Source organism: Cupriavidus pauculus, from assembly GCF_002858765.1.
Lineage (GTDB): Bacteria > Pseudomonadota > Gammaproteobacteria > Burkholderiales > Burkholderiaceae > Cupriavidus > Cupriavidus pauculus_B.
Map to the genome: position 1 here is coordinate 1 of NZ_PJRP01000001.1, position 22,628 is coordinate 22,628.

The 22,628-nt window shown below is 66.7% G+C and carries 26 protein-coding genes and 1 tRNA gene; 8 read left to right on the forward strand and 19 right to left on the reverse strand.

Annotated elements, in window-relative coordinates; genetic code table 11:
* Together CYJ10_RS00005 and CYJ10_RS00010 are read left to right on the forward strand one after the other, a co-directional pair.
* Positions 1-593: MFS transporter (locus CYJ10_RS00005; RefSeq protein ID WP_146001982.1), on the forward strand; the 593-nt coding region annotated here is incomplete at its 5' end.
* Positions 594-653: 60 nt separating this feature from the next.
* Positions 654-1,859 (forward strand): MFS transporter, encoded by a 1,206-nt coding sequence (locus tag CYJ10_RS00010; protein WP_101679552.1) that lies wholly within the window; start codon positions 654-656, stop codon positions 1,857-1,859.
* 60 nt (positions 1,860-1,919) lie between these two features.
* Here the strand turns inward: CYJ10_RS00010 and CYJ10_RS00015 are convergent, their stop codons facing one another.
* The gene (locus CYJ10_RS00015; protein ID WP_180862808.1) at positions 1,920-2,810 is read right to left on the reverse strand and encodes a DODA-type extradiol aromatic ring-opening family dioxygenase; all 891 of its coding nucleotides are present in this window, start codon (positions 2,808-2,810) and stop codon (positions 1,920-1,922) included.
* A gap of 286 nt (positions 2,811-3,096) precedes the next feature.
* Between CYJ10_RS00015 and CYJ10_RS00020 the strand changes: the two genes are divergently transcribed.
* The 3 genes from CYJ10_RS00020 to CYJ10_RS00030 all read left to right on the forward strand — a co-directional run bounded on the left by CYJ10_RS00020 (position 3,097) and on the right by CYJ10_RS00030 (position 5,670).
* Complete coding sequence (locus tag CYJ10_RS00020) at positions 3,097-3,384, forward strand: hypothetical protein (RefSeq protein WP_374703218.1); 288 nt, start codon at positions 3,097-3,099, stop codon at positions 3,382-3,384.
* Between the two features lie 169 nt (positions 3,385-3,553).
* Positions 3,554-4,864, forward strand: a complete 1,311-nt coding sequence (locus CYJ10_RS00025) for an MFS transporter (RefSeq protein ID WP_101679553.1) — start codon at positions 3,554-3,556, stop codon at positions 4,862-4,864.
* A 182-nt stretch (positions 4,865-5,046) separates the two neighbouring features.
* Positions 5,047-5,670: a DNA-3-methyladenine glycosylase I gene (locus tag CYJ10_RS00030; RefSeq protein ID WP_101679554.1), complete on the forward strand. Its 624-nt coding sequence runs from the start codon at positions 5,047-5,049 to the stop codon at positions 5,668-5,670.
* 51 nt (positions 5,671-5,721) lie between these two features.
* Here the strand turns inward: CYJ10_RS00030 and CYJ10_RS00035 are convergent, their stop codons facing one another.
* Complete coding sequence (locus CYJ10_RS00035; RefSeq protein ID WP_101679555.1) at positions 5,722-6,570, reverse strand: CPBP family intramembrane glutamic endopeptidase; 849 nt, start codon at positions 6,568-6,570, stop codon at positions 5,722-5,724.
* Positions 6,571-7,065: 495 nt separating this feature from the next.
* On the opposite strand from CYJ10_RS00035, the gene CYJ10_RS00040 reads away from it, so the two are divergent.
* Entirely contained in the window at positions 7,066-7,695 is a 630-nt protein-coding gene (locus CYJ10_RS00040; protein WP_101679556.1) for a LysE family translocator, read from the forward strand.
* Here CYJ10_RS00040 and CYJ10_RS00045 read toward each other — a convergent pair.
* The 16 genes from CYJ10_RS00045 to CYJ10_RS00120 form a co-directional block, all read right to left on the reverse strand.
* On the reverse strand, positions 7,687-8,637 hold the full coding sequence (locus CYJ10_RS00045; protein ID WP_101679557.1) for a cation diffusion facilitator family transporter: 951 nt from the start codon (positions 8,635-8,637) through the stop codon (positions 7,687-7,689). The two genes, CYJ10_RS00040 and CYJ10_RS00045, sit on opposite strands and share 9 nt — an antisense overlap.
* Before the next feature lie 239 nt (positions 8,638-8,876).
* Positions 8,877-8,952: transfer RNA gene (locus tag CYJ10_RS00050), tRNA-Ala, on the reverse strand.
* Between the two features lie 70 nt (positions 8,953-9,022).
* Positions 9,023-10,747 carry a thiosulfohydrolase SoxB gene (gene soxB, locus CYJ10_RS00055; protein ID WP_101679558.1) on the reverse strand — a complete coding sequence of 575 codons (1,725 nt, stop codon included), beginning with the start codon at positions 10,745-10,747 and terminating at the stop codon, positions 9,023-9,025.
* A gap of 33 nt (positions 10,748-10,780) precedes the next feature.
* Positions 10,781-11,272 (reverse strand): TlpA disulfide reductase family protein, encoded by a 492-nt coding sequence (locus CYJ10_RS00060; protein ID WP_180862836.1) that lies wholly within the window; start codon positions 11,270-11,272, stop codon positions 10,781-10,783.
* Between the two features lie 10 nt (positions 11,273-11,282).
* Positions 11,283-11,945, reverse strand: coding sequence for a sulfur oxidation c-type cytochrome SoxX (gene soxX, locus CYJ10_RS00065; RefSeq protein WP_101679560.1), 663 nt, complete (start codon positions 11,943-11,945; stop codon positions 11,283-11,285).
* A gap of 17 nt (positions 11,946-11,962) precedes the next feature.
* Positions 11,963-12,817, reverse strand: a complete 855-nt coding sequence (gene soxA / locus CYJ10_RS00070) for a sulfur oxidation c-type cytochrome SoxA (RefSeq protein WP_101679561.1) — start codon at positions 12,815-12,817, stop codon at positions 11,963-11,965.
* 138 nt (positions 12,818-12,955) lie between these two features.
* A complete protein-coding gene (locus CYJ10_RS00075) occupies positions 12,956-13,423 on the reverse strand; it encodes a DsrE family protein (protein WP_101679562.1) in 468 nt (155 codons plus the stop codon).
* A 29-nt stretch (positions 13,424-13,452) separates the two neighbouring features.
* On the reverse strand, positions 13,453-13,764 hold the full coding sequence (gene soxZ / locus CYJ10_RS00080; protein ID WP_101679563.1) for a thiosulfate oxidation carrier complex protein SoxZ: 312 nt from the start codon (positions 13,762-13,764) through the stop codon (positions 13,453-13,455).
* A 65-nt stretch (positions 13,765-13,829) separates the two neighbouring features.
* Positions 13,830-14,285: a thiosulfate oxidation carrier protein SoxY gene (soxY, locus tag CYJ10_RS00085; RefSeq protein WP_101679564.1), complete on the reverse strand. Its 456-nt coding sequence runs from the start codon at positions 14,283-14,285 to the stop codon at positions 13,830-13,832.
* A 142-nt stretch (positions 14,286-14,427) separates the two neighbouring features.
* Complete coding sequence (locus CYJ10_RS00090) at positions 14,428-14,757, reverse strand: c-type cytochrome (RefSeq protein ID WP_066736677.1); 330 nt, start codon at positions 14,755-14,757, stop codon at positions 14,428-14,430.
* A gap of 286 nt (positions 14,758-15,043) precedes the next feature.
* A complete protein-coding gene (locus tag CYJ10_RS00095) occupies positions 15,044-15,937 on the reverse strand; it encodes an EamA family transporter (protein ID WP_101679565.1) in 894 nt (297 codons plus the stop codon).
* 149 nt (positions 15,938-16,086) lie between these two features.
* On the reverse strand, positions 16,087-17,355 hold the full coding sequence (locus CYJ10_RS00100; protein WP_101679566.1) for an NAD(P)/FAD-dependent oxidoreductase: 1,269 nt from the start codon (positions 17,353-17,355) through the stop codon (positions 16,087-16,089).
* Positions 17,356-17,359: 4 nt separating this feature from the next.
* Positions 17,360-17,788, reverse strand: a complete 429-nt coding sequence (locus CYJ10_RS00105; protein ID WP_257991659.1) for a c-type cytochrome — start codon at positions 17,786-17,788, stop codon at positions 17,360-17,362.
* Between the two features lie 19 nt (positions 17,789-17,807).
* A complete protein-coding gene (locus CYJ10_RS00110; protein ID WP_101679567.1) occupies positions 17,808-18,644 on the reverse strand; it encodes a BON domain-containing protein in 837 nt (278 codons plus the stop codon).
* 175 nt (positions 18,645-18,819) lie between these two features.
* Entirely contained in the window at positions 18,820-19,407 is a 588-nt protein-coding gene (locus CYJ10_RS00115; RefSeq protein ID WP_101679568.1) for a phosphoheptose isomerase, read from the reverse strand.
* Positions 19,397-19,861: a YraN family protein gene (locus CYJ10_RS00120; RefSeq protein WP_101679569.1), complete on the reverse strand. Its 465-nt coding sequence runs from the start codon at positions 19,859-19,861 to the stop codon at positions 19,397-19,399. Before CYJ10_RS00120 ends, CYJ10_RS00115 begins: the two co-directional genes overlap by 11 nt.
* Before the next feature lie 15 nt (positions 19,862-19,876).
* Between CYJ10_RS00120 and rsmI the strand changes: the two genes are divergently transcribed.
* Positions 19,877-20,803, forward strand: a complete 927-nt coding sequence (gene rsmI, locus CYJ10_RS00125) for a 16S rRNA (cytidine(1402)-2'-O)-methyltransferase (protein ID WP_101679570.1) — start codon at positions 19,877-19,879, stop codon at positions 20,801-20,803.
* 118 nt (positions 20,804-20,921) lie between these two features.
* Here the strand turns inward: rsmI and CYJ10_RS00130 are convergent, their stop codons facing one another.
* A complete protein-coding gene (locus CYJ10_RS00130) occupies positions 20,922-21,689 on the reverse strand; it encodes a septal ring lytic transglycosylase RlpA family protein (RefSeq protein WP_180862809.1) in 768 nt (255 codons plus the stop codon).
* 288 nt (positions 21,690-21,977) lie between these two features.
* Here CYJ10_RS00130 and CYJ10_RS00135 point away from each other — a divergent pair, with 288 nt between their 5' ends.
* Positions 21,978-22,628 (forward strand): MBL fold metallo-hydrolase, encoded by a 651-nt coding sequence (locus tag CYJ10_RS00135; RefSeq protein WP_101679571.1) that lies wholly within the window; start codon positions 21,978-21,980, stop codon positions 22,626-22,628.

Sequence of the window (22,628 nt, forward strand, 5' to 3'; positions counted from 1 at the left end):
GCATCACGCGCACCACGCTGCGCCAGCCCGTGTTCTGGGCCGTGGTGCTGGCCTTCACGGCCACCGCCGTGATCGCATCGCTGCTGGGTGCCCACCTGATTCCGATGCTGACCGAGAAGGGCCTGCCGGTGGGCCAGCAACTGATCGTCGCGGCGCTGATCGGACCGGCCCAAGTGGCGGGCCGCCTGGCCATGGCGCGGCTGCCCATCGATCACCCGGTGCGGCTGTCGATGCCGGTGTATATCGTCATGAGTCTGGGCCTGCTGTGCCTGACGCTCGGCGAGGGCTACTGGCTGATGGTCGCGGCGGTCTGCTATGGCTGCGCCAACGGCGTCAACACCATGCTGCGCGCGATGGCCATGCCCGAATTGATCTCGCGTCATCACTATGCAACGCTGAACGGGTTAATGATGACCCCCGTGTTGCTGATGCAGGCTGCGGCGCCGTGGATTGGCGCCCTGCTCTGGCGCGTGGCCGGTGGCTACTGGCTGATGCTGTGGGTCATGGTGGCGCTGGCCGTGGGCGCGCTGGGCGCGTTTGCCTTTGCGCTGCACCAGCGCGGCCTGCTGCGGCCTGGCGCCGCGCCGGCCTGAGCTGCCCTTTTACCTGTACCGTATGTCGTCCGGCTGTTCCGGTCGTTTTCGTTTTTCCTGATGTCTGATTACTCGATCGAAACCACTTCGCCCCCCGCCTCCGTTCCCGCCCCGTCCCCGTCGGCCGTCTCGCGCGCCACGCGCGGCACCATGGCGCTGTTCTTCGCCAACGGCGCCACGTTTGCCACCTGGGGTGTCCACATTCCCACCATCAAGGCCCGCTTCGGGCTGTCCGATGCCATGCTGTCGCTGGCCATGCTGGCCGTGGCCGGCGGCGCGATCCTGGTCATGGGGCCGGTGGGCCGCTGGGTGGGCAAGATGGGCAGCGCGCGGGCTTCGATGGTGGGCGGGGTTGCCTTCGCCTGCATGACGCTGCTGATCCTGGCCATGCCCAGCTTTGCGTTACTGCTGCCCGCGCTGCTGGTGTTCGGCATGGCCAACGCGATGTTCGATGTCGGCATGAACGCGCAGGCTGCCACGGTCGAGGCCAGTCGTAGCACGCGACCCGTGATGTCGGCGCTGCACGGCATGTTCAGCCTGGGTGGCATGATCGGCGCGGCCTTCGGCGGGCTGATGCTGAGCCTGCAGGTGCCGCCGCTGCTGCATACCGCCTTTATCGCGGCCATGACGGCCGCGGTGGCGCTTGGCACGCATCGTGGGCTGCTGGCCGACCATCCGGTGCTGCCCACGGCCGACCACCACAAGGACCACGCCACGCGCGGGCTGTGGCTGCTGGGTCTGATGGCGTTCCTGGGGCTGGTGGGCGAAGGGGCGATGTATGACTGGACCACGGTCTACATGCGCGAGGTGACCGACGCGCCGCTGGCATGGATCAGCTTCGGGTACGCGGCCTTTTCGGGCGGCATGGCCTGCGGCCGCTTTGGCGGTGACCGCCTGCGGGCCCGTTTCGGCGACGCCCGCACGCTGACCGGCAGCGCCTGGCTGGGCTTTGCCGGTATCGCGCTGGCCATTGCCGTGCCTTGGCCGCTGGCGGCGCTCATCGGATTCAGCCTGATGGGCCTGGGCGCCGCCAACATGGTGCCGATCTTCTTCGTGGCGGCGTCGCGCCTGCCCGGTGTGACGGCGGCCGAAGCCATCGCGCGCGTGGCGCGCTTTGCCTACGTCGGCCTGCTGCTGGGCCCCGTGATGATTGGCGGCGTGGCGCACCTGGCCAGCCTGCGCATTGGCATCGCCGTGGTGGCGTTGACGATGGGCTACATCGCGCTGTTCGGCGCCCGGTCGGCGCGACGCTACCTGACGACCTGACCGGCGTCCGCGAGTATCGGGCGAAGGTCAGGTGATGGTCAGGCGTAGATCAGGCGGCGATCAGGCCGCCTTGGGCAGCGGCGCGTGCCCGGTGCCGATGCCGTCGAACACGAAGGTGTCCATGGCCAGCACGCCGTACGTCACCTCGTCGGCCACACGGGCCACGCTGGCCTCCTTGCCCGTCGTCGCGTCCGAGCCCATGGCTGCACCCAGCGTCACGTAGAACGGCAGCAGGTGCTCGTCGGTCGGATGGGCGCGGCGCGCGAACGGCGCCTGGGTGCGGTAGTCGGCAATCCGGCTCACGTCGCCGGTGGCCAGCGCATCGTTCAACGCATCGGCCATCCAGCCCCGGAAGGCGTCCACATAAGGCTCGGTCTCGGGGCCGTGCTGGGCCTTGCGCGCGCCACCGCCGAACACTTCCTGCAGGTTGTGGGTGAAGCTGCCCGAACCGATCACCAGCACGCCCTCGGCGCGCAGCGGCGCCAGCGCGCGGCCAATCTCGATCTGGGTGGCCGGGCTCAGGTACGGGTTGAAGGCCAGTTGCACCACCGGCACATCGGCATCGGGGAAGAAAAAGCGCAGCGGCATCCACGCACCGTGGTCGAGTTGACGGTCCTCGTCTTCCGCCACGAAGCCGGCGCCCGGAATGGTGGCCGCCTCGATCAGCGATTTCACGCGCGCGGCCAGGTCGGGCGACCCCGGGGCGTCATAACGCAGCGAATACAGTTCGCGCGGAAAGCCGCCGAAGTCGTGCCAGGCTTCCTGCCGCGTGCGGGTGGTGACCGCCAGCGTGCTGTAGATCCAGTGCGCGGAAATCACCAGCACAGCCTTCGGCTTCAGCGCGCGCAGGCGCTGGCCCAGCGCGTCGAACGCAACGCCGGTGGGACCGGGATCGATCGCCAGCATCGGCGATCCGTGTGACACATAGAGGGCGGGCAACAGGGTGGTCATGGCGTCGGGCGGTTAAGCGAATGTATCCAATGGATGCAGTCTGGCAAAGATGTCACGCCATGACGCATGGCTTTTGCGGACAAGTCCTGCAAAAAACTTGAAGGTCTGGCGCCCCCCGCGTGCTGGGCGTTGGATACCGCACACACCCCCTTGCGGTTTCCCCAAACACCGACAGCGGCTGTAACACGAATCGGCCTATGATGTGTTCCAGAGATGCGACTGACGCATCCGCCGGAGAAAGCCCGTGTCCAAGCGTTTCGATCCCCTGCACGCCCTGCCCCACGCGTTGTGGTGGCAGCCCGGCGTTTACGGCAGCGGCCCGGCCGTGCTGCTCTGGATCACCGCGCGCCTGCCGGCCGAGATGCTGGCGGATGTGTTCGGCACACCCCTGGCGTCCGCCCTGCTCAACCACGCCGGCGACACCGTGTTCGTCGTCGGCTGGCTGGCCAGCGCCACCTGGCTGTGGTTCACGCGCAAGCGCCCGGCGCCGGCGCGCGACATCACCCCGCTAGATCTGTCCGCCCCCACCCAGACGCCGCGTACCCCCAACCATCACGGCCACGGCGCCGGATAGGCCCGTCACGGCCCGGGAACATGGGTGGCACGTGATGCATCTGCAACCTTGCGCTGAACGTCCGTATGACAATTCGATGTAAGGAATCGCTTAAGATGCTGGCTTGCGTCACCGCCGGGACACACTGGCGGGGGCATCCACCGGTTCTTTCATCGTTGTAGCCAGCCTCATGTCCGTTACTGCAGCCTCCGCCAACGACCTGTCCAAAGCCACCCGACGACGCGCGATCATCGCCGCTACCATCGGCAACGGCCTGGAATGGTTCGATTTCACCGTCTACAGCTTCTTCGCGGTCATCATCGCCAAGCTGTTCTTCCCCACCGGCAACGACCTGACGTCGTTCCTGCTGACCGTGGCCACCTTCGGCGTGGGCTTCTTCATGCGCCCGGTGGGCGCCATCGTGCTGGGCGTCTACGCCGACCGCGTGGGCCGCAAGGCTGCGCTGACGCTGACCATCCTGATGATGGCACTGGGTACGGCCATCATCGGCCTGGCCCCCACCTATGCATCCATTGGCCTGTGGGCACCGGCGCTGATCGTGCTGGCGCGCCTGATCCAGGGCTTTTCGGCCGGTGGTGAAGTGGGCGGCGCCACGGCGTTCCTGATCGAGCATGCGCCCGACGAGGAGCGCGGCGCCTACGCCAGCTGGCAGCAGGCCAGCCAGGGCATTTCGTTCATGCTGGGTGCCGCCATGGGCGCGCTGGTCACGAATGGCCTGGACCAGGCCCAGATCGATGCTTGGGGCTGGCGCATTCCGTTCCTGTTCGGCCTGCTGATTGGCCCGGTGGGCATGTACATCCGCTCGCACCTGGAAGAGCCGCCCGAGTTCGAGCAGCGCCAGGCCGAGCGCCGCGCCAACAACGTAAAGTTCTCGCCGCTGTCGCAGGTGCTGCGCGACCATCCGCGCGAAGTGCTGGCCGGCCTGGGCGTGACCATCCTGTGGACGGTCTGCACCTATGTGCTGGTGTTCTACATGCCGTCGTACGCCAAGCAGCAGCTGGGCCTGCCGCTGGGCGCCACGTTCCAATCCACCGCCATCTGCGGCGCCATCATCCTGGTGCTGTGCCCGCTGATGGGCATGCTGTCCGACCGCGTGGGCCGCAAGCGCATGCTGAGCGTGGTGGCGCTGGCCATCCTGGTGCTGGCCTATCCGCTGTTCCACTGGCTCAACGTGTCGCCGACCACCGCCACGCTGCTGCAAGTGCAGATCGTGCTGGGCATCCTGCTGGCCGCCTTCACGGGCCCGGCGCCGGCCGTGCTGGCCGAGCAGTTCCCGACCGAAGTGCGATCCACCGGCCTGTCGCTGGCCTACAACTTCGCCGTGACGATCTTTGGCGGCTTCGCCCCGCTGATCGTGACCTGGCTGATCGAGTCGACCCACAACAAGCTGGCCCCGGCGTACTACGTGATTGCCGCCGCCGCCATCAGCCTTGTGGCGCTGGTGTTCATGCACGACCGCACGGGCCAGAAGCTGGCCTGACCAGCCCCTTGCCGCCGCACGAAAGCCAACCTTCGGGTTGGCTTTTTTGTGCCCGCGATGATTGCCGCCGTTTGTCAGTTGGATGTCCGGATCTGGCCGGTTTCGGCCTTTACGGCGTGGCGTTCCGGGCGCATGATCGCTGCGGCGCCCGTGCGCGCCATAGACCCAAGGAGTGAAGGCGAATGACGACGAAGTCCGTGCCGCAGACCCCGGTACGCTGCGGCTGGTGCGGTGATCTGGAGGACTACTGCCACTATCACGACAACGAGTGGGGCTTCCCGGTGGACGACGACCGGCGCCTGTTCGAGAAGCTGTGCCTGGAGGGCTTCCAGGCAGGCCTGAGCTGGCTGACCATCCTGCGCAAGCGCGAAGCCTTCCGCAAGGCCTTCGCCAATTTCGAGATCGACAAGGTGGCCCGCTTTACCGAGCGCGATGTGGAACGGCTGCTGGGCGACGCCGGCATCGTGCGCCATCGCGGCAAGATCGAGGCGGCCATCCACAACGCCCGGTGCGCGCAGGAACTGCTGAAGACCGAGCCGTCGCTGGCCGCCTATTTCTGGAAGTTCGAGCCCGACCCGAAAAGCCGGCCCAAGACGCTGACGCCCGACGTGCTGCGCACGATGGCCATCAGCCCGGAATCCACGGCGCTGTCGAAAGATCTCAAGAAGCGCGGCTGGAAGTTTGTCGGCCCGACCACGATGTACGCGCTGATGCAGGCCATGGGGCTGGTCAACGATCACATGGACGGCTGCTCGACCCGCAGCGCGGTGCTACGGGCCCGCCAGGCCTTCAAGGTGCCCCGGTAGGGCCACCACACGCGCCGGGCTTCTGCGGGCGTCTCCGCACGTTACGGCCTGTCACGCGGCATCTGGCGGCGGGCCTTCGGGGTCCGCCCCATCCGCGCCAGCCTGCTGCGCCACCGCCGTCGGCCGCCACAACATCCGGCGCAGCACCAGCGCGCCGACCAGACCGGCGACCACGGCCAGGCTCCACGTCCACAGGGAATACTGGGTGTCGGCGTCCGTGCCGGACTCGCTCATCACGGTGATCGTCGTGTTGATGCCGGCGTGCAGCACGATGCCGGGCCAGAGCGATCCGGTGCGCACGTAGAACGCAGCGGCCAGGATGCCCACCGCGAAAGCGATCACGAACTGGTAGACGTTCAGGTGCATCAGGCCGAAGACGAACGCCGAGTAGACGATGGCATCGGTCGTCGCATAGCGCTTGAGCATGCCCCGCAGGATGATGCCGCGGAAGAACATTTCCTCGACCATCGGCGCGATGGCGCAGGACAGCACCCAGTTGCCCAGCCCGCCAGCCATCGACTCGAACATCGCCACCTCGCTGGCCGACAACGGCAACACCTTTTCGAGCAGCGTCATCATCACGCCGTCTAGCAGGACGATCAGCGGCACCGTCATCAGGATGGGCAGGCCTAGCAGCCCGATGGTGGCGACGGCGCTCGACCGGCTATCGTGAAATAGCCTGCGATAGGTCAGCCCGCTCTGGTGCAGCAGCACGCTGAAAACAATGCCGCACGCCAGGATGCGCACCAGCGACGCCGCCGCCGATATCTCCAGGCCGCTACGGACCAGCATCGGCCGCAGCAGCGTTGCCACCATCAACTCCACGAACCAGGCGACAAAGGTCAGGGCCAGCGCCCACTGCAGCGAGATGGGCTGGATGTCGGACACAGGACGGTTCATCGGGACATTTCGGCACGCAGTGCAGGAAAGCCGACATTCTAGGATGGAGCTACTGCCGGTCGGGACACGCCGTGGAGGGGTATTGCGCTGGCGCAATGCGGCGGACCATGCCTGCCAGCTCTGCCCGCGCAATGATCCGTATACGTATACCGGTATTGTTTACGTATACATAAATAGTAGTAGTAATGGTTAACACTAGATCTTATCCGTGGATAACCCCGTTTTCCCATTTCAGATCAATGGGTTAGAAAACAGATAACCCATTGGGCAACCGTGCTGCGTATACGTGGACGGGAGTGGGTAATCACGGCGTGGCGCGCGGCAGTCGACGTATACGTGCCAGGTTGTGCGTATACGTCCCACAGCCGCCCCACAGGCGGCCCCCACACCCGCCCACAGGCTTGTTCACGCAGTTATCCACAGGAAGGCGTGCATATCGGCGCGAATCGGCTCACACTGGCGCCTCGCCAATGCGGAGCCGCCGTAGCACATGCGATGGACAGCACAACCTTGTTTCTCTACCTGATTGCGGTGGCCGCGGTCATGGTCACTCCCGGGCCAACGATGCTGCTGGCCCTGAGCAACGGCGCCACCCGCCCGATGCGCGTGGCCGCTTGCGGCATCGCGGGCGCGGCGCTGGCCGACCTGATCCTGATCGGCGCCGTGGGCTGCGGGCTTGGCGCGGTGCTGCAGGCATCCGAGCACCTGTTTACGGCGATCAAGTGGCTGGGCGCGGCCTACCTGTTCTACCTGGCTGTCTCGATGTGGCGCGCGCCCACGCAGGCGCTGGTTGCAACGTCGGACGCCACCTCGGCCAGCGGCCGCGCGGCCTTCCTGCGGGCGCTGTTCGTGGCACTGTCGAACCCCAAGACCATCCTGTTCACCTCGGCCTTCGTGCCGCAGTTCGTCCACGCGGACAAGCCGGTGGCCGTCCAGTACGTGATCCTGGCCGTGATTGCGGCGCTCATGGATATCGTGATGATGGCGATCTACGCGTTCGGCGGCCGCCACGCCGTGCGGACGCTGTCGGCGCGCGCCGTGCAGTGGATCAACCGGGGCTGTGCCGGCATGCTGGCCTTCCTGGCCGTGGGCCTGAGCCTGTACCGGCGCAGCGACCTACGCTGACTCGGCCGACACGGGCTGCGTGCGTGGCACCCTGACCGGATCCACGTGCGTCATCACGTTCAGCACGTCGTCACGCTCCATCGCGCGGCGGCGCGCCTCGGTGGCAATCGCGTGCCCCTGCTCGACGGTCAAGTCGGCCTGGATCTCAAGATGCACGTCGACCAGGATCATGTCCCCCATCTTGCGCGTCTTGAGATCATGCAGACCCAGCACGCCGGGCGTTTCCAGCATCGCGTCGCGCAGACTGGACACCACATCGTCGTCGGCAGCGCGGTCCATCAGGTCGTTCATCGCATCCCAGCCAAATCGCAGCCCCATGCGTGACACCATCAACCCCACCACGATCGCCGCCACGGGATCGAGCACGTGATACCCAAGCAGGTTGCCGCCGATGCCCAGTGCCACCACCAGTGACGACGCGGCATCGGACCGCGCATGCCATGCATTGGCCACCAGCATGCTCGACCTGACCTGCTCCGCCACCCGCAGCATGTAGCGGAACAACCCCTCCTTGGCCGCCAACGCGCCCAGCGCCACCCACAACGCCACCGTCTGCACCGGCTGCGCCCCCTCCGGATGCTGGATCTTGCCGATCGCGGCCCACAGCATGCCCACGCCCACCGCCAAGAGCAGCGCCCCCAGTGCCAGCGAAGCCGCCGTCTCGAATCGCTGATGCCCGTAAGGGTGATCGGTATCGGCCCCCTTGCGGCTGTGATGGCCGGCAAACAGCACGACGAAATCGGAAACGAGGTCCGACAGCGAATGGAGCGAATCGGCAACCAGCGCCTGAGAACCGGCGATGATGCCGATGGCGCCCTGGGCAATCGTCAGGCCAATGTTGACGAAAACGCTGACCAGCGTAGACCGGCGCCCAGCCAGGTGGCGGACTTCGGCGTCAAGGGTGTCGGCGCCAATGGCGGGGGCGTCGTGCGGTTCACGCATGGGGAGAGGTTGATGGCGGGCGATAGGTGGAACGGTAGCATTTCTTGTGGCTCTCGGAGCCGTCTCGTTTCCCTTCCGGCACGCTGGCCTTACCCAAATGTCGACGCACAAGCGAACGAGATTGCTCGCCGGCAAATCGCCTTCAAGTTATGTCCACGGACAATGAAAAACCCCACCCCCGAAAGCAAAACAACGCACCACATCTGTCGACGTAGTGCGTTGTTTTACAAAGAAAATTCTGGTGGACCGAAGGAGGATCGAACTCCCGACCTCTGCATTGCGAACGCAGCGCTCTCCCAGCTGAGCTATCGGCCCGTCGCGACTGATTGTAGCCGAATCCCGAGCGGCCTTTCAATCGCATCGATCCAACACTTTGGCGCCTGTTTCAGGCCGCTGCCATGCCTGGATTGCCGTCCAGGCCGCGCACCGTGGGGACGTTAAGTGGGCGGGCGCTGACTTCCTTGCTGGCGCGCAGCCACTGGGCCATGACGTCCCAGATCGGGGCTCCGCCGGTCTGGCGGGCTTCTTCTGAAACCGGGGCCCAGCCGGCCACCTTGTAGGTCTTGGCGGCGTCCACCGCCTGGCCGGCCAGGCGCATGTCGGTGATGCGCTTGCCGATCGGCTGGTTGGGGTCGATCGTGTATTGCAGGCCGCCCACGCGCACCATGTCGCCGCCCTGCTGGTAGTACGGGTCGGGGTTGAACAGGTTGTCGGCCACGTCTTCCAGGATCGTCTTGATCGTCTCGCCCGTCATCGGCGTCACGGTGGTGTACGGGTACGTGATGGCGGTCTGGTCCATCAGGGCTTCCATCGTGATGTTCTCGCCCGGCAGCAGCGTGGTGCCCCAGCGGAAACCTGGCGAAAATGCGATCTGCGCGTCCTGCACGGCCATCAGGCCATCCAGGATCAACTGGTCAAAGGTGCCGTTAAAGTTGCCGCGCCGGTACAGCAGGCCGCGGTTCACGGCCAGCACCTCGCCGAGCTGGCGCTCATAGGGCGCGCGCACCTTCTGGATCAGCGCGTTCATCTTGGGATCGGCCGGGAGGTAGTTGGCGAAGACCGGCAGCAGCTTGTAGCGGAAGTCCGCCACCTTGCCGTTGCGCACGTCGAAGTCCAGCACGCCCAGGAACTTGCCGTTCGATCCCGCGTTGGTCACCAGCGTGACGCCGCCGGCGTTCTTCACCGGCACGGGGGCCGGCACGCCGTCGTGGGTGTGGCCGCCCAGGATGGCATCGAGCCCGCGCACGCGCGACGCCAGTTTCAGGTCGACATCCATGCCGTTGTGCGACAACAGCACCACCACCCGGGCGCCCTTGCCGCGCACTTCGTCGATCACCTGCTGCAGGTTCTCTTCCTGGATGCCAAAGGTCCAGTCCGGCACCAGGTAGCGCGGGTTGGCGATGGGTGTGTACGGAAACGCCTGGCCGATGATGGCCACCGGCACACCATTCATCTCGCGAACCACGTAAGGATCGAAGACCGGGTCGCCGAAATCGTTGGTCTTCACGTTCTGGGCCAGGAACGACACCTTGCCCTTGAAGTCGTTGTCGACGATCTGCTTCACGCGCTCCGCACCAAGCGTCATCTCCCAGTGTGGCGTCATCACGTCGACGCCAAGCTGCAGCGCGGCATCGACCATGTCCTGTCCCTTGGTCCACAGCGCGGTGGCTGACCCCTGCCAGGTGTCGCCGCCGTCCAGAAGCAGCGCGCCGGGCCGGCCGGCCTTCACGCGCTGGATCAGCGTCGACAGATGGGCAAACCCGCCCACCTTGCCGTAGCGGCGCGCCGCTACGGTGAAGTCCAGGTACGTGAACGCGTGCGCAGTGGCGCTGCCGGGCGCGATGCCGTACTGACGCAGGAAGGCGTCGCCCACCAGATGCGGCGGCTTGCCGGCCCACTCGGCCACGCCCAGGTTCACGTTCGGCTCGCGGAAATGCACGGGTCTGAGCTGCGCGTGGCAATCGGTGAAGTGCAACAGGTGGACATTGCCGAAACGCGGCACGTCATAGAGCCGCGCCGCGGCCTGCGCCGCCTGGACGTCGCCACCGGGAAATGTCATGCCTCCGGCACCGGCCACGGCCAGCACCTGCAGGAACTCGCGTCGGTTCATGCTGTTATCCGTTTGATTCGCCGGCGCACCGGCTCAGGGCTTGCCGTAGCGTGCCAGCGCGGCCACGTCGTCGTCGATCATCTCGCCGACTTCCTTCTGCACCACGCGCCCCTTTCCATCGAGCACGTACAGCTCGGGCAGACCCTTGCGGGCGCCAAAAGCGCGGCGCAGCGCATCGGAATCCATCGCGGCCGGGAATGTGTAGCCGCGCTGCTTCAGGTACGCCACGGCGTCCTGTGGCTGCTTGTCGATGCTGACGGTCAGCACCTGCAGCTTCGTGCCGCGCGTCTTGTCGTAGAGCGCCTGCAGGCGCGGGTTCTGCAGCGCGCAGAACGGGCACCACGACGCCCAGAATTCGATCACCACCGGCTTGCCCGCCCATTGCGAGGCGGGCACGGTGCGGCCGTCGAGCAGCTTTACATCGGGCAGGTGGATGGTGTCACCCACCTCGGCGGCATGGGCGAGCGAACCGGCCATGCCGAGCACGGCCACCAGCCACGCTATCGCCACGCGCCGTGCCCGCATCACGCCACCCTTACTGGTTGACCGGCGAGGCCGGGTCCAGCAGCAGGGCCATCACGTCGCGGATCTGCTGTTCCGTCAGGATGCCCTTGTGGCCAAAGCGCGGCATGTTCGAGCACGCGCTGTACGCGTTCGAGTCCCAGATCTTGCCCCACGTGTAGCGCACCACGTCCGGCGAATTGCCACGCAGCTTTCCGTAGTTGTAGAGCGACGGGCCGATATTGCCGAACGAGATCTCTGCCTTGGTCAGCTGGTGGCAGGCGTAGCAGTTGGCGCCGTTGGGCGCGCCCACCTGGTCGGAGAACTGCATGCCGCGGCCGTTCTGGGCGATCTTCTCGCCTTCCTTCCAGTCGCCGATGAAGTTGTTGTCGGCCGGGTACTTCACCTGCTTCAGTTCGGCCGCCTCGACCTTCTTCGCCACGGCGGCAGGCACGTGCAGGCGGTCCGGGTACTGGCTGCAGGTCTTCTGCGTGGCGTCCTGGTTGATCACGCCCTCGACCGTGGCCGGGCCCTTCGACGTGAACGACGATTCGATCATCTGGCGCACGTCGGCGTCGGAGACCTTTACCGCCTTGTCGGCTTTTTCGGCCTTGGGGCCCTTGGCGGCGGTCTGCGCGTGCGCGCCGGAGGCGGCCAGCACCAGCGCGGCCAGTGCCATCGTATGGAGTGTCTTCATGTTGTTCTGCTCCGTGCTCAGCGCTTCATGTTCGGGCCGTCGTACGTGCCACCGTTGGCGTTCTTCGCCAGGAACATCGTCAGGGCGGTGATTACGTCGGAGCCGTAGGCCGGTTCGGGGAATCTCTGCTGGCGCAGGCAGTCGTACAGGCGGTGCTGCATGGTGCGGACTTCGCCCTGCGACACGCGGTAGGCCGGCCACGTGGTGTACGCGGCCTGGGCGCCCTTCTGGGTCATCAGGTTCGGCAGGTCCTGCAGGCGGATGCGCTGGCCGTCCACGGCGTGGCAGGTGGCGCAGGCAAAGTCATACGCGCCGCCACGGTAGAAGAACATCTTCTGGCCCAGGGCGTAGACGCGCTTTTCCTCGGGATGCGTCAGCTGGACGTTCATCTTCACGCCGCGCGATTCGCCGGTCAGGAAGGCGGCCAGGCGCTCGATGTCCGAAGGCTTGCCCTGCGACGCGAACGGGTTCTTCGTGGCCTCTTCCTGCGTCAGGCCCTGCAGCGTCACGCGGCAATACGCCAGGCGCTGCTCCAGGTCCATCACCTTGTTGGCGTCCTTGAAGTAGCGCGGCAGCTCGGCGTAGGCACCCTTGGTCACGCCTGGGCCCTTGCCCAGATCGCATTGTTCCAGCGATGCATTCTTCGGGCCGGCGGGCTTCTTCCACAGTTCCTCGCCGGCGGCTTCCCACAGTTCGGCGGGATTGCCTTCGGCCAACATCTGGCGGTACTTGGCGATTTCCTCGGCGGTGTTGTCCTGCGCCAGCGCAGGGCCGGACAGCGTGGCGGTGACGGCGGCAGCCACGGCGCCCAGCGCCACCAGCGCGGGGGCCACGGTGCGGCGCAGACGGCGAATGTTGCGCACGGTAACCATTGGGGGATTCTCCTCGCCATCGCGCCGCATGGCTGGCGGACGGACGGCCTTCTTGTGCGGGTCCGGCGGCTCGTTGCCGGACGGCTTGTCAGTGAACCTGGGCGATTCGCCGCGATCTGCGCCGCGCCGCCCGGTCCATCACGGCTTGATGTAGGCGTAGCCCTCGTCGAACTGCAGGCGCGCGATTTCCACCACGCCCGCCGGCACCACCTTGGCGTCCATCAGCAGGCTTTGCTCGGAAATCCGCCGCGCGGTCAGCGTGTTGCGGCAGGCGCGGAATTCCACGCCCGACGACGTCAGCGCCGCCACCGCGGCCTCGAACGTGTTGCCACGCGCATCCTTGGCGCCTTCCACCAGGAAATCCACGCCATAGCCGAACGCCACGACCACGATCTTGGTGTCGGGGGCGCCGTTCAGGTGGTTGCGCAGGTTGGACATGGCCCGCACGGCCTGGTCGATGCCGTCCGACAACTGGTACACCACCTTGACGCGGCCCTTGCCCGACGCCGCGGACGTGGGTGCCTGGGCTGGCTGGGCCGCCGCCGCCTTGGCGGACAACCCGATGGCGGCCAGGGCCGCCGTGGCACGAATGAATGCTCGACGCATGCTGCTTCTCCTTCGCCCGTATCAGGCCGTCAGGCGATGGTGGCTTCGTCGGTACGCTTGTCGCCGCGGTTGTCGACCCAGGTCACGGTGACCTTGTCGCCCTTGGCGCCGCCCTTGAACTTGAAGTTCAGGAACGGGTCCTTCGACACGGCCGCGCCGAACTGGGCGTGGAACACGTCCTTGCCCTTGTACGAAGCCACCACGGTCTGGATATGCCAGGCCGGAATGGTCTTGCCGGCCGAATCCTTGCGCTGGCCGGTTTCCATGTCGTGCTTCATCAGAATCTTGACGTCAACGACGCCGCCGTTTTCGGTGGCGCGAACGCGCATCGGGTCTGCCATGTGCTTCTCCTGTCAGCAGTTATCTGGAAATCTGGTCTCGAACGGTGCAAACGGTCCGGTGGCGCTCAGCCGCCGCAACCGCCCAGCGTGACCTTGATTTCCTTCGATGCCACGTACCACTTGCCGCCGGCCTTGACCGCGGCGTGCACCACCGACGTCTGGCCCATCTTCACGCGCGTGGTCACGAACGGCTCGGTGCCGGCCGGAATCGTGAAATCGGCCGCCAGCGTGTTCGGGTTTTTTTCCACCAGGATCGCAATCTGCTCGGTGTCCGGGATGTTGCTGGCCACCGTCACCGGCACCACGGCGCCGTTCTCGGCGATATCCGGCGCGGTGAAGGTAATGGCGCTGCTCTTCTCTGGGCCGCTGCCACCCAGGGCCTTGATCACGTCAGCCACGCTCTTGCCGTCAAAGGCAGTCTGGTTCCATTCCGCAGCCTGTGCCTCGCTGATCAGGCCGGTGGCGGCCATCAGCGACAGTACGGCGGTCATGCGCAGTACATCTCGTCGTTTTGCGTTCATCTTGCTGTGTTCCCGTACTACCCGGTTTCCTGTCGACCCCAGCCGTGCCAGTGCGTCGCCGGCCCATGCATGCATTATGCGAATACGTTAAACGAGGCGGGCCGCCGGCACTGCCAGCCGCCCGCCCAGGCGATAGCCTGGATTACTTGGCCGGTGCGCCGGCCAGAACCCACTCCACCACGGTCTTGATATCGGCGTCGCTGACGGCGGCGTTGGCCGGCATCGGCACCGGGCCCCAGACGCCCGAACCGCCGTTCTTCACCTTGGCCGACAACTTGGTCAGGGCGTCCTTGTCGCCCTTGTACTTGGCGGCCACGTCCTTGAAGGCCGGGCCAACCAGCTTCTTATCTACCTGGTGGCAGCCCATGCAGGCGTTCTTGTTGGCGATGGCCTGGGCCTTGGCGGCGTCGACGGCGGCGTGCGCGGACGCGGCTGCGGCCAGCAGCGCGGCGGCGATGACAAACTGCTTCATGTGTTGTGCTCCAAACTGTATGAGAGCCGTGGGGACGGCAAATGCCCGCGCTCGGATTGCTCCACGGCGCGGCGCGCGCTGGCCGCCGTTGGGGCGGGCTTCTCAGGAGCGCCCTGCGGTGATCGTTGAGGGCTCCCGGGCATATGCGGCCAGTCCGCTATTTTGCCTGAAGTCAAGGCACGTATACGGATGCGACAGTGATAACCATATGCCCAAAACAGGTGGGAATTGTCGCCTTATTGCGGGTTAACCCTTGAATTGACTGGCGTTGGATCCACAGGTGCCGCTATCGGCGTGCCAGTGCCCTGCCCGCCCAGAGCCGGCTGCCGAACACGTTCAGCAGCAGCCCGGCCATGACCACCGTGGCGCCGGCCCATTGCGCGGCCGCTAGGTCTTCGCCCAGCAGCAGATGGGCCGACAGCAGCCCCACCACCGGTACCAGCAGCGTCAGCGGCGCCACCTTGCTGGCCGGGTAGCGCGTCAGCAGGCGGCCCCACATCGTGTAGCCGAAGATCGTGGCGGCAAAGGCCAGGTAGGCGACCGCGAACACGGCGTTGCCCGAGACATGCGTCAGCGCGTCGGCGATGCGCGCCGGCCCCTCGAACCAGAGCGACAGCAGCGCAAACGGCACGATGGGGATCAGCGCGCCCCATACCACCAGGCCCAGCAGGTCGACGGGGCCGATCTTCTTGCTGACGATATTGCCCGTGGCCCAGCACAGCGCCGCGCACAGCGTCAGCAGGAAGCCCACCGCCGTCATGCCACCGGGGCCGTGCGCCGCGGCGCTGCCGATCAGTGCCAGGCCGCCGGCGGCAATCGCCATGCCGGCCAGGTTGTGCCAGCGCACCGGTTCACCCAGCCACAGGGCGGCGATGGCCACCGTGAAGAACACCTGGGACTGCAGCACCAGCGATGCCAGCCCGGCCGGCATGCCCACGGCCATCGCATAGAACAGGAACGCGAACTGGCCCAGGCTGATCGACGCGCCATAGGCCATCAGCATGCGCAGCGGAATGCGTGGGCGCGGGATGAAGAAGATCGCCGGGAACACCACCAGGCTGAAGCGCAGCGTACCCAGCAGCATGGGGGGCACGCCGGACAGGCCTACCTTGATGACGACAAAATTGACACCCCAGACCACGATGATGGCGAGGGCGAGCAGACGGTCTTTGGCTTGCATGATCGTTGAGAGAGAGCCGCGTCCTGGTTGTGGCCAGACAAAGGGGGCATGGACGTTCGGCACGGCTAGGGTAGCAGCCCTCGGCGCGCGCGCATTGCACGATCCTGCGGTTTTGTTTGTGGTTTAAACACCACTGCGCCGCACCGCCACTACGCCAGCATGTCGGCCCAGATGCTGCCGGCCCAGGCCAGCCCGTACTGGCCTTCCAGGGCGCTCGGTCCTGTGGACAGGCCGCCAGACCCCGGCACCGTCAGCATCGTCCGCTCGGCGGGATCGTAGCGATGGACGCTGGCGATGTGGATGGCCTCCGTCGACGACGTGAAGCTGTAGCAGGTATTGGTATAGAGCGGCACCGGGTCGGGCGCCCGCCCGGCCAGCAACTGCAGGATGGCGGCGGCGGCCACCTTGCCGTGCTGGTTGGCCATGGTGCCGGACTTAGGCATCAGCGGCGCAATCTGGACGGCGTCGCCCAGCACATGGACGTCCGGCGACACCCGTGACGCCATCGTCAGAAAGTCCACCTCGCACCAGCGGCCATTGGCGGTGGCCAGTCCGGCCGCCACCGCGATGGCGCCGGCCCGCTGCGGCGGCAGCAGGTTCAGCACGTCCACGCGCTCGTCGTCCTGCACGTCGAAGCGGATCGTCCGGGTGGCCGGGTCGGCGCCCACCGTCTCGTGCTGGGGCCGGTACTCGATCATGCCCGGGTAGCGCGTCTGCCAGACCTGGCGGAACAGCGCACCCTTCGACGTGATGTCGGGATTGGCATCGAACACCAGCACCTTGCTGCGCGGCTTGTGCTGCTTCAGGTAGTCCGCCACCAGGCAGGCGCGCTCGTACGGGCCCGGCGGGCAGCGGTACGGCGCCAGCGGAATGGTGATGGCGAAGGTGCCGCCGTCGCGCATGGCGGCCAGTTGCCGGTGCAGGATATCGGTCTGCGGGCCGGCCTTCCAGGCATGGACGATCTGCTCGCCACCGGGCGCCGCCAGTCCGTCGATGGCGCCGGTCTGCATTTCCACGCCCGGCGACAGCACCAGCCGGTCGTAGGGCAGCGTCGCGCCACCGGCCAGCCGCACGGTGCGCTTGCCGAGGTCGATGGCCGTGGCCATGTCACGCACATGCTTCACGCCGTGGCGCCTGACCAGGGTGTCGTAGGGTACGGTGATGTCGGCCATCTGGCGGTAGCCGGCCACCACCAGGTTCGAGAGCGGGCACGACACGAACGCGGCGTCGGGTTCCACCAGGGTCACGTCCACCGCGCCGTGGCTCCAGGTACGCAGGTAGCGCGCGGCGGTGGCGCCGCCGTAGCCGCCACCGATGACCACCACCTTCGCCGGTGCGGCGGCGCGTGCCTGGCGCGCGGTGAGCCCGCCCAGTGCCGTGGCGGCCAGCGCCGCCTTCAGTACGGATCGTCGGTGCATCGGTCTATTTCTGGTCCGCGAACCACGCGGCGATGGCAATGATCTCGGTGTCGCTGTAGCCCTTGGCGATCTGCGGCATCACGGTGCCGGGGCGCTTGCCGTTCTTGAAGTTGAGCATCAGCTCGACCAGTTCGGCCTGCGGGCGGCCAGCCAGCCGGGGGACGGGACTATCGGCGGGCGGCCCGCCGTCGGGGCCGTGGCAGACAGCGCACGAGGCCGCCTGGTTGCGGGCCTGCTCGGTACGCGACCGCTGGACTTCGATCGTCATCTTGCCGGCGTCGGCGGGGCCGGCGGTCATGGGCGCGGAGGGGGCCGAGGGGGCCGATAAAGGCGCCGATGCCGGCGACTGTGCCAGCAGCGGCGCGGCACACAGCCCGGCCGCGATACCGGCCATCCAACGCAGGGAGAACGGGAATCGCGGGTGGGTTGTCATGGCAGTTTCCTCAGGAGAATCAGGGGAGGTTGCGCCCCGGCGGCAACGCCACCGGCGACGATACGGGCGCGGCCACGGGGCTGGTCGTGGCGCCCATCGACGCCGGCGCATCCGACGTGACCGGTGCGTTCGGCTGGCTGCCCGGCACGGCCTGCACCGGTGCCGGCGTACCCACTGCGTCGCTGCCGGCGTTGCCATTCTGCGACGAGGCGGCCTGATCCAGGCGTGCGCGCTCGGCTTCGCTCACGTAGTCGAACACCTTGACCACCTTCTGCACGCCGCTGGCGTTGCGGGCCACGTCCGTGGCCTTGTCGCCTTCGGCATTCGTCACCACGCCCAGCATGTACACCACGCTCTTCTCGGTGGTGATCTTGATCGAGTTGGCCGGCACGCCGTCCGCCGTGACCAGCAGCGTCTTGACCTTGCTGGTCAGGTAGGTGTCGTTGCTGCGGGTCATGAAGTCAGGCGACGCCGTGATTTCCAGCTCGTTGACCACCTCGCGCGTGTTCGACAGCCCGCGCACGTACTGCTCGATCTGCTGCTTGATCTGGGCGTTCGCGGCCTCGCCGGTCAGCAGCACCTTGCGGTTGAACACGGTCGTGTTCACGCGTGCCTGGGTGTCGCTGTAGCGCTGGCTGAGCGTGCTGTCGATCTCCACCTGCAAGCCGCGGTCGATGGCCTGCGTGCCGGTCGGGCGGCGATCGGTGGCCATCACCACGCCAGTGCCCACGGCGCCAGCCAGCACGGGGAAGCAGCCGGCCAGCTGTGTGGCGGACACCAGCAGTGCGGCCACGGTGACAGCGGTACGGGCCAGGCGGGCGGGAGAGGTCTTCTTTTGGTTGGTCACGTTCGTCATGCGATTCTTGGTTTCTGGGTGGATGCCGAAATGATGCGTGAAAGAGGTTGCAGTTTCAGGTTTTCGCGATGCCTGTGGATAAGGCTGTGGAAGACATGGCGATTCCTGTGCATAGGTTGTGGGTAGCGTTGTGGATATCCGGGGATAACTTGTCCCGTTCCGGCCGCCCGAGGCTTCATGCCTCGCCCAGCAATGCTTCGTCGATGCCGTCGCACAGGCAATGCAGTGTCAGCAGATGCACTTCCTGGATGCGGGCCGTGCGATCGCTGGGCGCGCACAGGTGGATATCGAATTCGTCGAGCAGCGTGGCAACCCGGCCGCCGCCCTTGCCGGTCAGCGCCACCACGCCCATGTCGCGCTGGTGGGCGGCCTGGATGGCGGCCACCACGTTGGCCGAATCGCCAGACGTGGACAGCGCCAGCAGGATGTCACCGGGCTGGCCCAGCGCTTCCACCTGCTTGGAGAACACCACCGAGAAATCGTAATCGTTGCCGATGGCGGTCAGGATCGCACTGTCGGCGGTCAGGGCGATGGCGGCCAAGCCCGGGCGCTCGCGCTCGAAGCGGCCGAGCAATTCGGCGGCAAAATGCTGGGCGTCGGCAGCGGACCCGCCGTTGCCGCACACCAGGATCTTGTTGCCGCTGGTCAGCGCCGTCACCATCCGCTCCACGGCGGCATCGATATGCGGCGCCATCAGCGTGGCGGCCAGCCGCTTGGTGTCGGCACTGTCCAGGAAATGCTGCTCGATACTTTCAATACTCATGGTCTGGTGACATCTGCACTATCCCGCGCATTATGACGCAGCACCCGCGCCACTGTTCCCGTCGGCCGACGTCAGGCGCGAACGCGCCGGGTAGCCAGTCGATCCGGCCAGCGTCCATGGCCACCACATCCGTGCGGCATGGCGGCACGCCGTCCAGCGTGGCCAGGTAGTGCGCCGCCGCATGCAGCACGCTCCGCTGCTTGGCCGGCGTGACGCTCTGCGCCGCCCCGCCAAACCCCCGGCTGCGGCGCTGCCTGACCTCGACGAACCCCAGCGTACCGTCGGCGGCACGCATGATCAGGTCGATCTCGCCGCCTTTGCAGCGATAATTGCGGACGACTGGCGCCAGCCCCTGACGCTGAAGATAGGCCAGCGCACGGTCTTCGGCCATCGCGCCGCGTTGCGTCGTGCTACGCACATTGGCTTGCGTGGTGGATTTGAATGAGTGATTCAACGGAAGTTCTCAAGCATGAGTGACTGGACCCAGCTGGCCGCCGGCCAGACGTACCCTGCCGGCACGCTTTACGTGGTGGCCACGCCCATCGGCAACGTCGCCGACCTGTCGCTGCGCGCGCTGCATGTGCTCGGCCTGGCCGACGCCATTGCCTGCGAAGACACGCGCAACACCGGCCAACTGCTGACGCGCGTGGGCTTGCAGCGGCCGCTGGTGGCGGTCCACGAACATAACGAGCGCGAGGCCGCCGTGCGCATTGTCGAACGGCTGTCGGCCGGCGAGCGCATCGCGTACGTATCCGACGCCGGGACGCCCGGCATTTCCGATCCAGGCGCCCGGCTCGTGGAAGCCGTGCGCGCGGCCGGCCTGAACGTGGTGCCCCTGCCGGGCCCCAGCGCCGCCGTGACGGCCTTGTCCGTGGCGGGCGACATGCTCGAGGCCGGCGACGGCCGCTTTACCTTTGTCGGCTTCCTGCCCGGCAAGCCCAAGGCCCGCCAGGACGCCATCGCCGGGCTGGCGGCGCTTGATCACGCATGGGTGTGCTACGAAGCCCCGCACCGCATCGCCGAAACCCTGGCGGCGCTGGCCGCCGGCCTGCCCGGCACGCGCCGGCTGCTGATCGGGCGCGAACTGACCAAGCTTTTTGAAGAGACCCCGGTGCTGACGGTGGCCGAGGCGCCGGCCTGGCTGGCCGCCGAAGCCACGCGCGGCAAGGGGGAATTCGTGCTGGTGGTGGAAGGCGCGGGCCGTGCCGAAGGCGGCGACGCCGACACGCCCGACGCAGAGGCCCAGCGCGTGCTGAAGCTCCTGCTGGCGGAGCTGCCGGCCAAAAGGGCGGCCAAGCTGGCCGCGGCCATCACCGGCGCCAAGACCGACGCGCTGTACAAGCTGGCACTGGCGCAGCGTGCCGACGGAGCGGACGACGGCGCCAGCGACGCCTGAAAAGACAAAAGGCACGATCCGGGAGATCGTGCCTTTTGAGAATTTTCTTACTTGCGAGGGAAGCAGCGGGCGGGAGGACGGGAGCGCGAGAAGCGGGTTCCGACCGGTGCGCATCGCCTTACTTGTGCTTGTGCTTGACGACGGTCTTGCCGGACCTGGCCTTGGCCTTCGATTTCGCCGGCACCGGCGTGTTGGCGGTGTCGGGCACCTCATCGGCCCCGCTGCCGTCACCGGCTTCCATGCCACCCGCTTCCATGTTCGGACCCAGCGCCGCCACCTCGGTGCGCGACAGCCGGCGGATTTCCACCTGCGTGGCGCCATGGTCGACAAAGCTCAGGCGCTTGGCCGCCGCGTAGGACAGGTCCAGAATCCGGTTGCCATGGTACGGGCCACGGTCGTTGATACGGACCACGGCCACCTTGTTGTTGCGCAGATTGCGCACCAGCACCCAGCTATCTAGCGGCAGCGACGGGTGCGCCGCCGTCATGGCGCGCATGTCGAAGCGTTCGCCGTTGGCCGTCTTGCGGCCATGAAAGCCCTTGCCGTACCACGATGCCATGCCACGCTGCTCGAACGTACCCATGTCAGCGCGCAGGCCGTCGATCGACGGTTGCGACGGGGCATTGTCGTCCTGCCAGCCGAACAGGTTCCAGTTGCCGCGATCGTCGGCCTTCGCGCCATTGGCGTTGGACTTCGCCGTCTTCGCAGCCTTCGTGGAAAGCGCGCCGGTGGTGTTCGATGCGTTGTCGGTGTCGCCCCCCGGCGGCGTCGCGCACGCAGCCAGCACCAGCGCCGATACGAGGATCGCGCACTGACGCAGGAAGCGGTTGGACCCGGGCGCGTCCTGGCGCACGGACCCCGGACGAAAAAGGGGCAGACTGGACATAGGCGCGCAGTCTAACATCGGTCGTTTGAAGCTAGTGCCTTGATTTTGTTACGAAATCTGTTACAACGCCGTGCAATTCCCCGCAATCCACCGCCTGGCAAGGGATTGCGCCGGTTACCCCAGCGCAAAATTCGGGTGCGCACCACGACACTTTCAGAGGATTCTCAGGCTCGATTCAAACGTTGCACGGTCGGTCGAGGCCGTTATCGGCGGCTACAATGGACCACCCTCCGGGCGCCCCTCCCCCCCAAGAAAGCGCCTGCCAGAACAGGCTGATAGAACACAAAAATGAAAGTCCTTCTGATCCCCGTGACGCCTTTCCAGCAGAACTGTTCGCTGCTGATCGATGAAGCCACGCAGCGCGCCGCCGTCTGTGATCCCGGTGGCGATCTGAACCGCATCACCGAGGCCCTCAACGAACAGGGCGTGACGCTGGAGAAGATCTTCCTGACCCATGGTCACGTGGATCACTGCGCAGGCGCCGCGGCGCTGGCGCGCCAGTACGGCGTGCCGATCGAGGGCCCGCAGGAAGACGAGCGGTTCTGGATCCAGCAATTGCCCGAGCAGACACGCCGCTTCGGCTTTGGCCAGGCGGAAGTCTTCGAGCCCGACCGCTGGCTGCAGAACGGCGACACGGTTACCTTCGGCAACGAGACGCTCGAGGTCTACCACTGCCCGGGCCATACGCCGGGCCACGTGGTGTTCTTCTCCCGGGCAAACCGGCTGGCCATCGTGGGCGACGTGCTGTTCGCCGGGTCGATCGGTCGCACCGACTTCCCGCGCGGCAATCACGCCGATCTGGTCCGCTCGATCCGCACGCGACTCTGGCCGCTTGGCGACGACGTAACCTTTGTACCCGGCCACGGCCCCGCATCGACGTTCGGCGAGGAGCGCCGCAACAACCCGTTTGTGGCCGACCACCTGATCGACGTGGCCTGA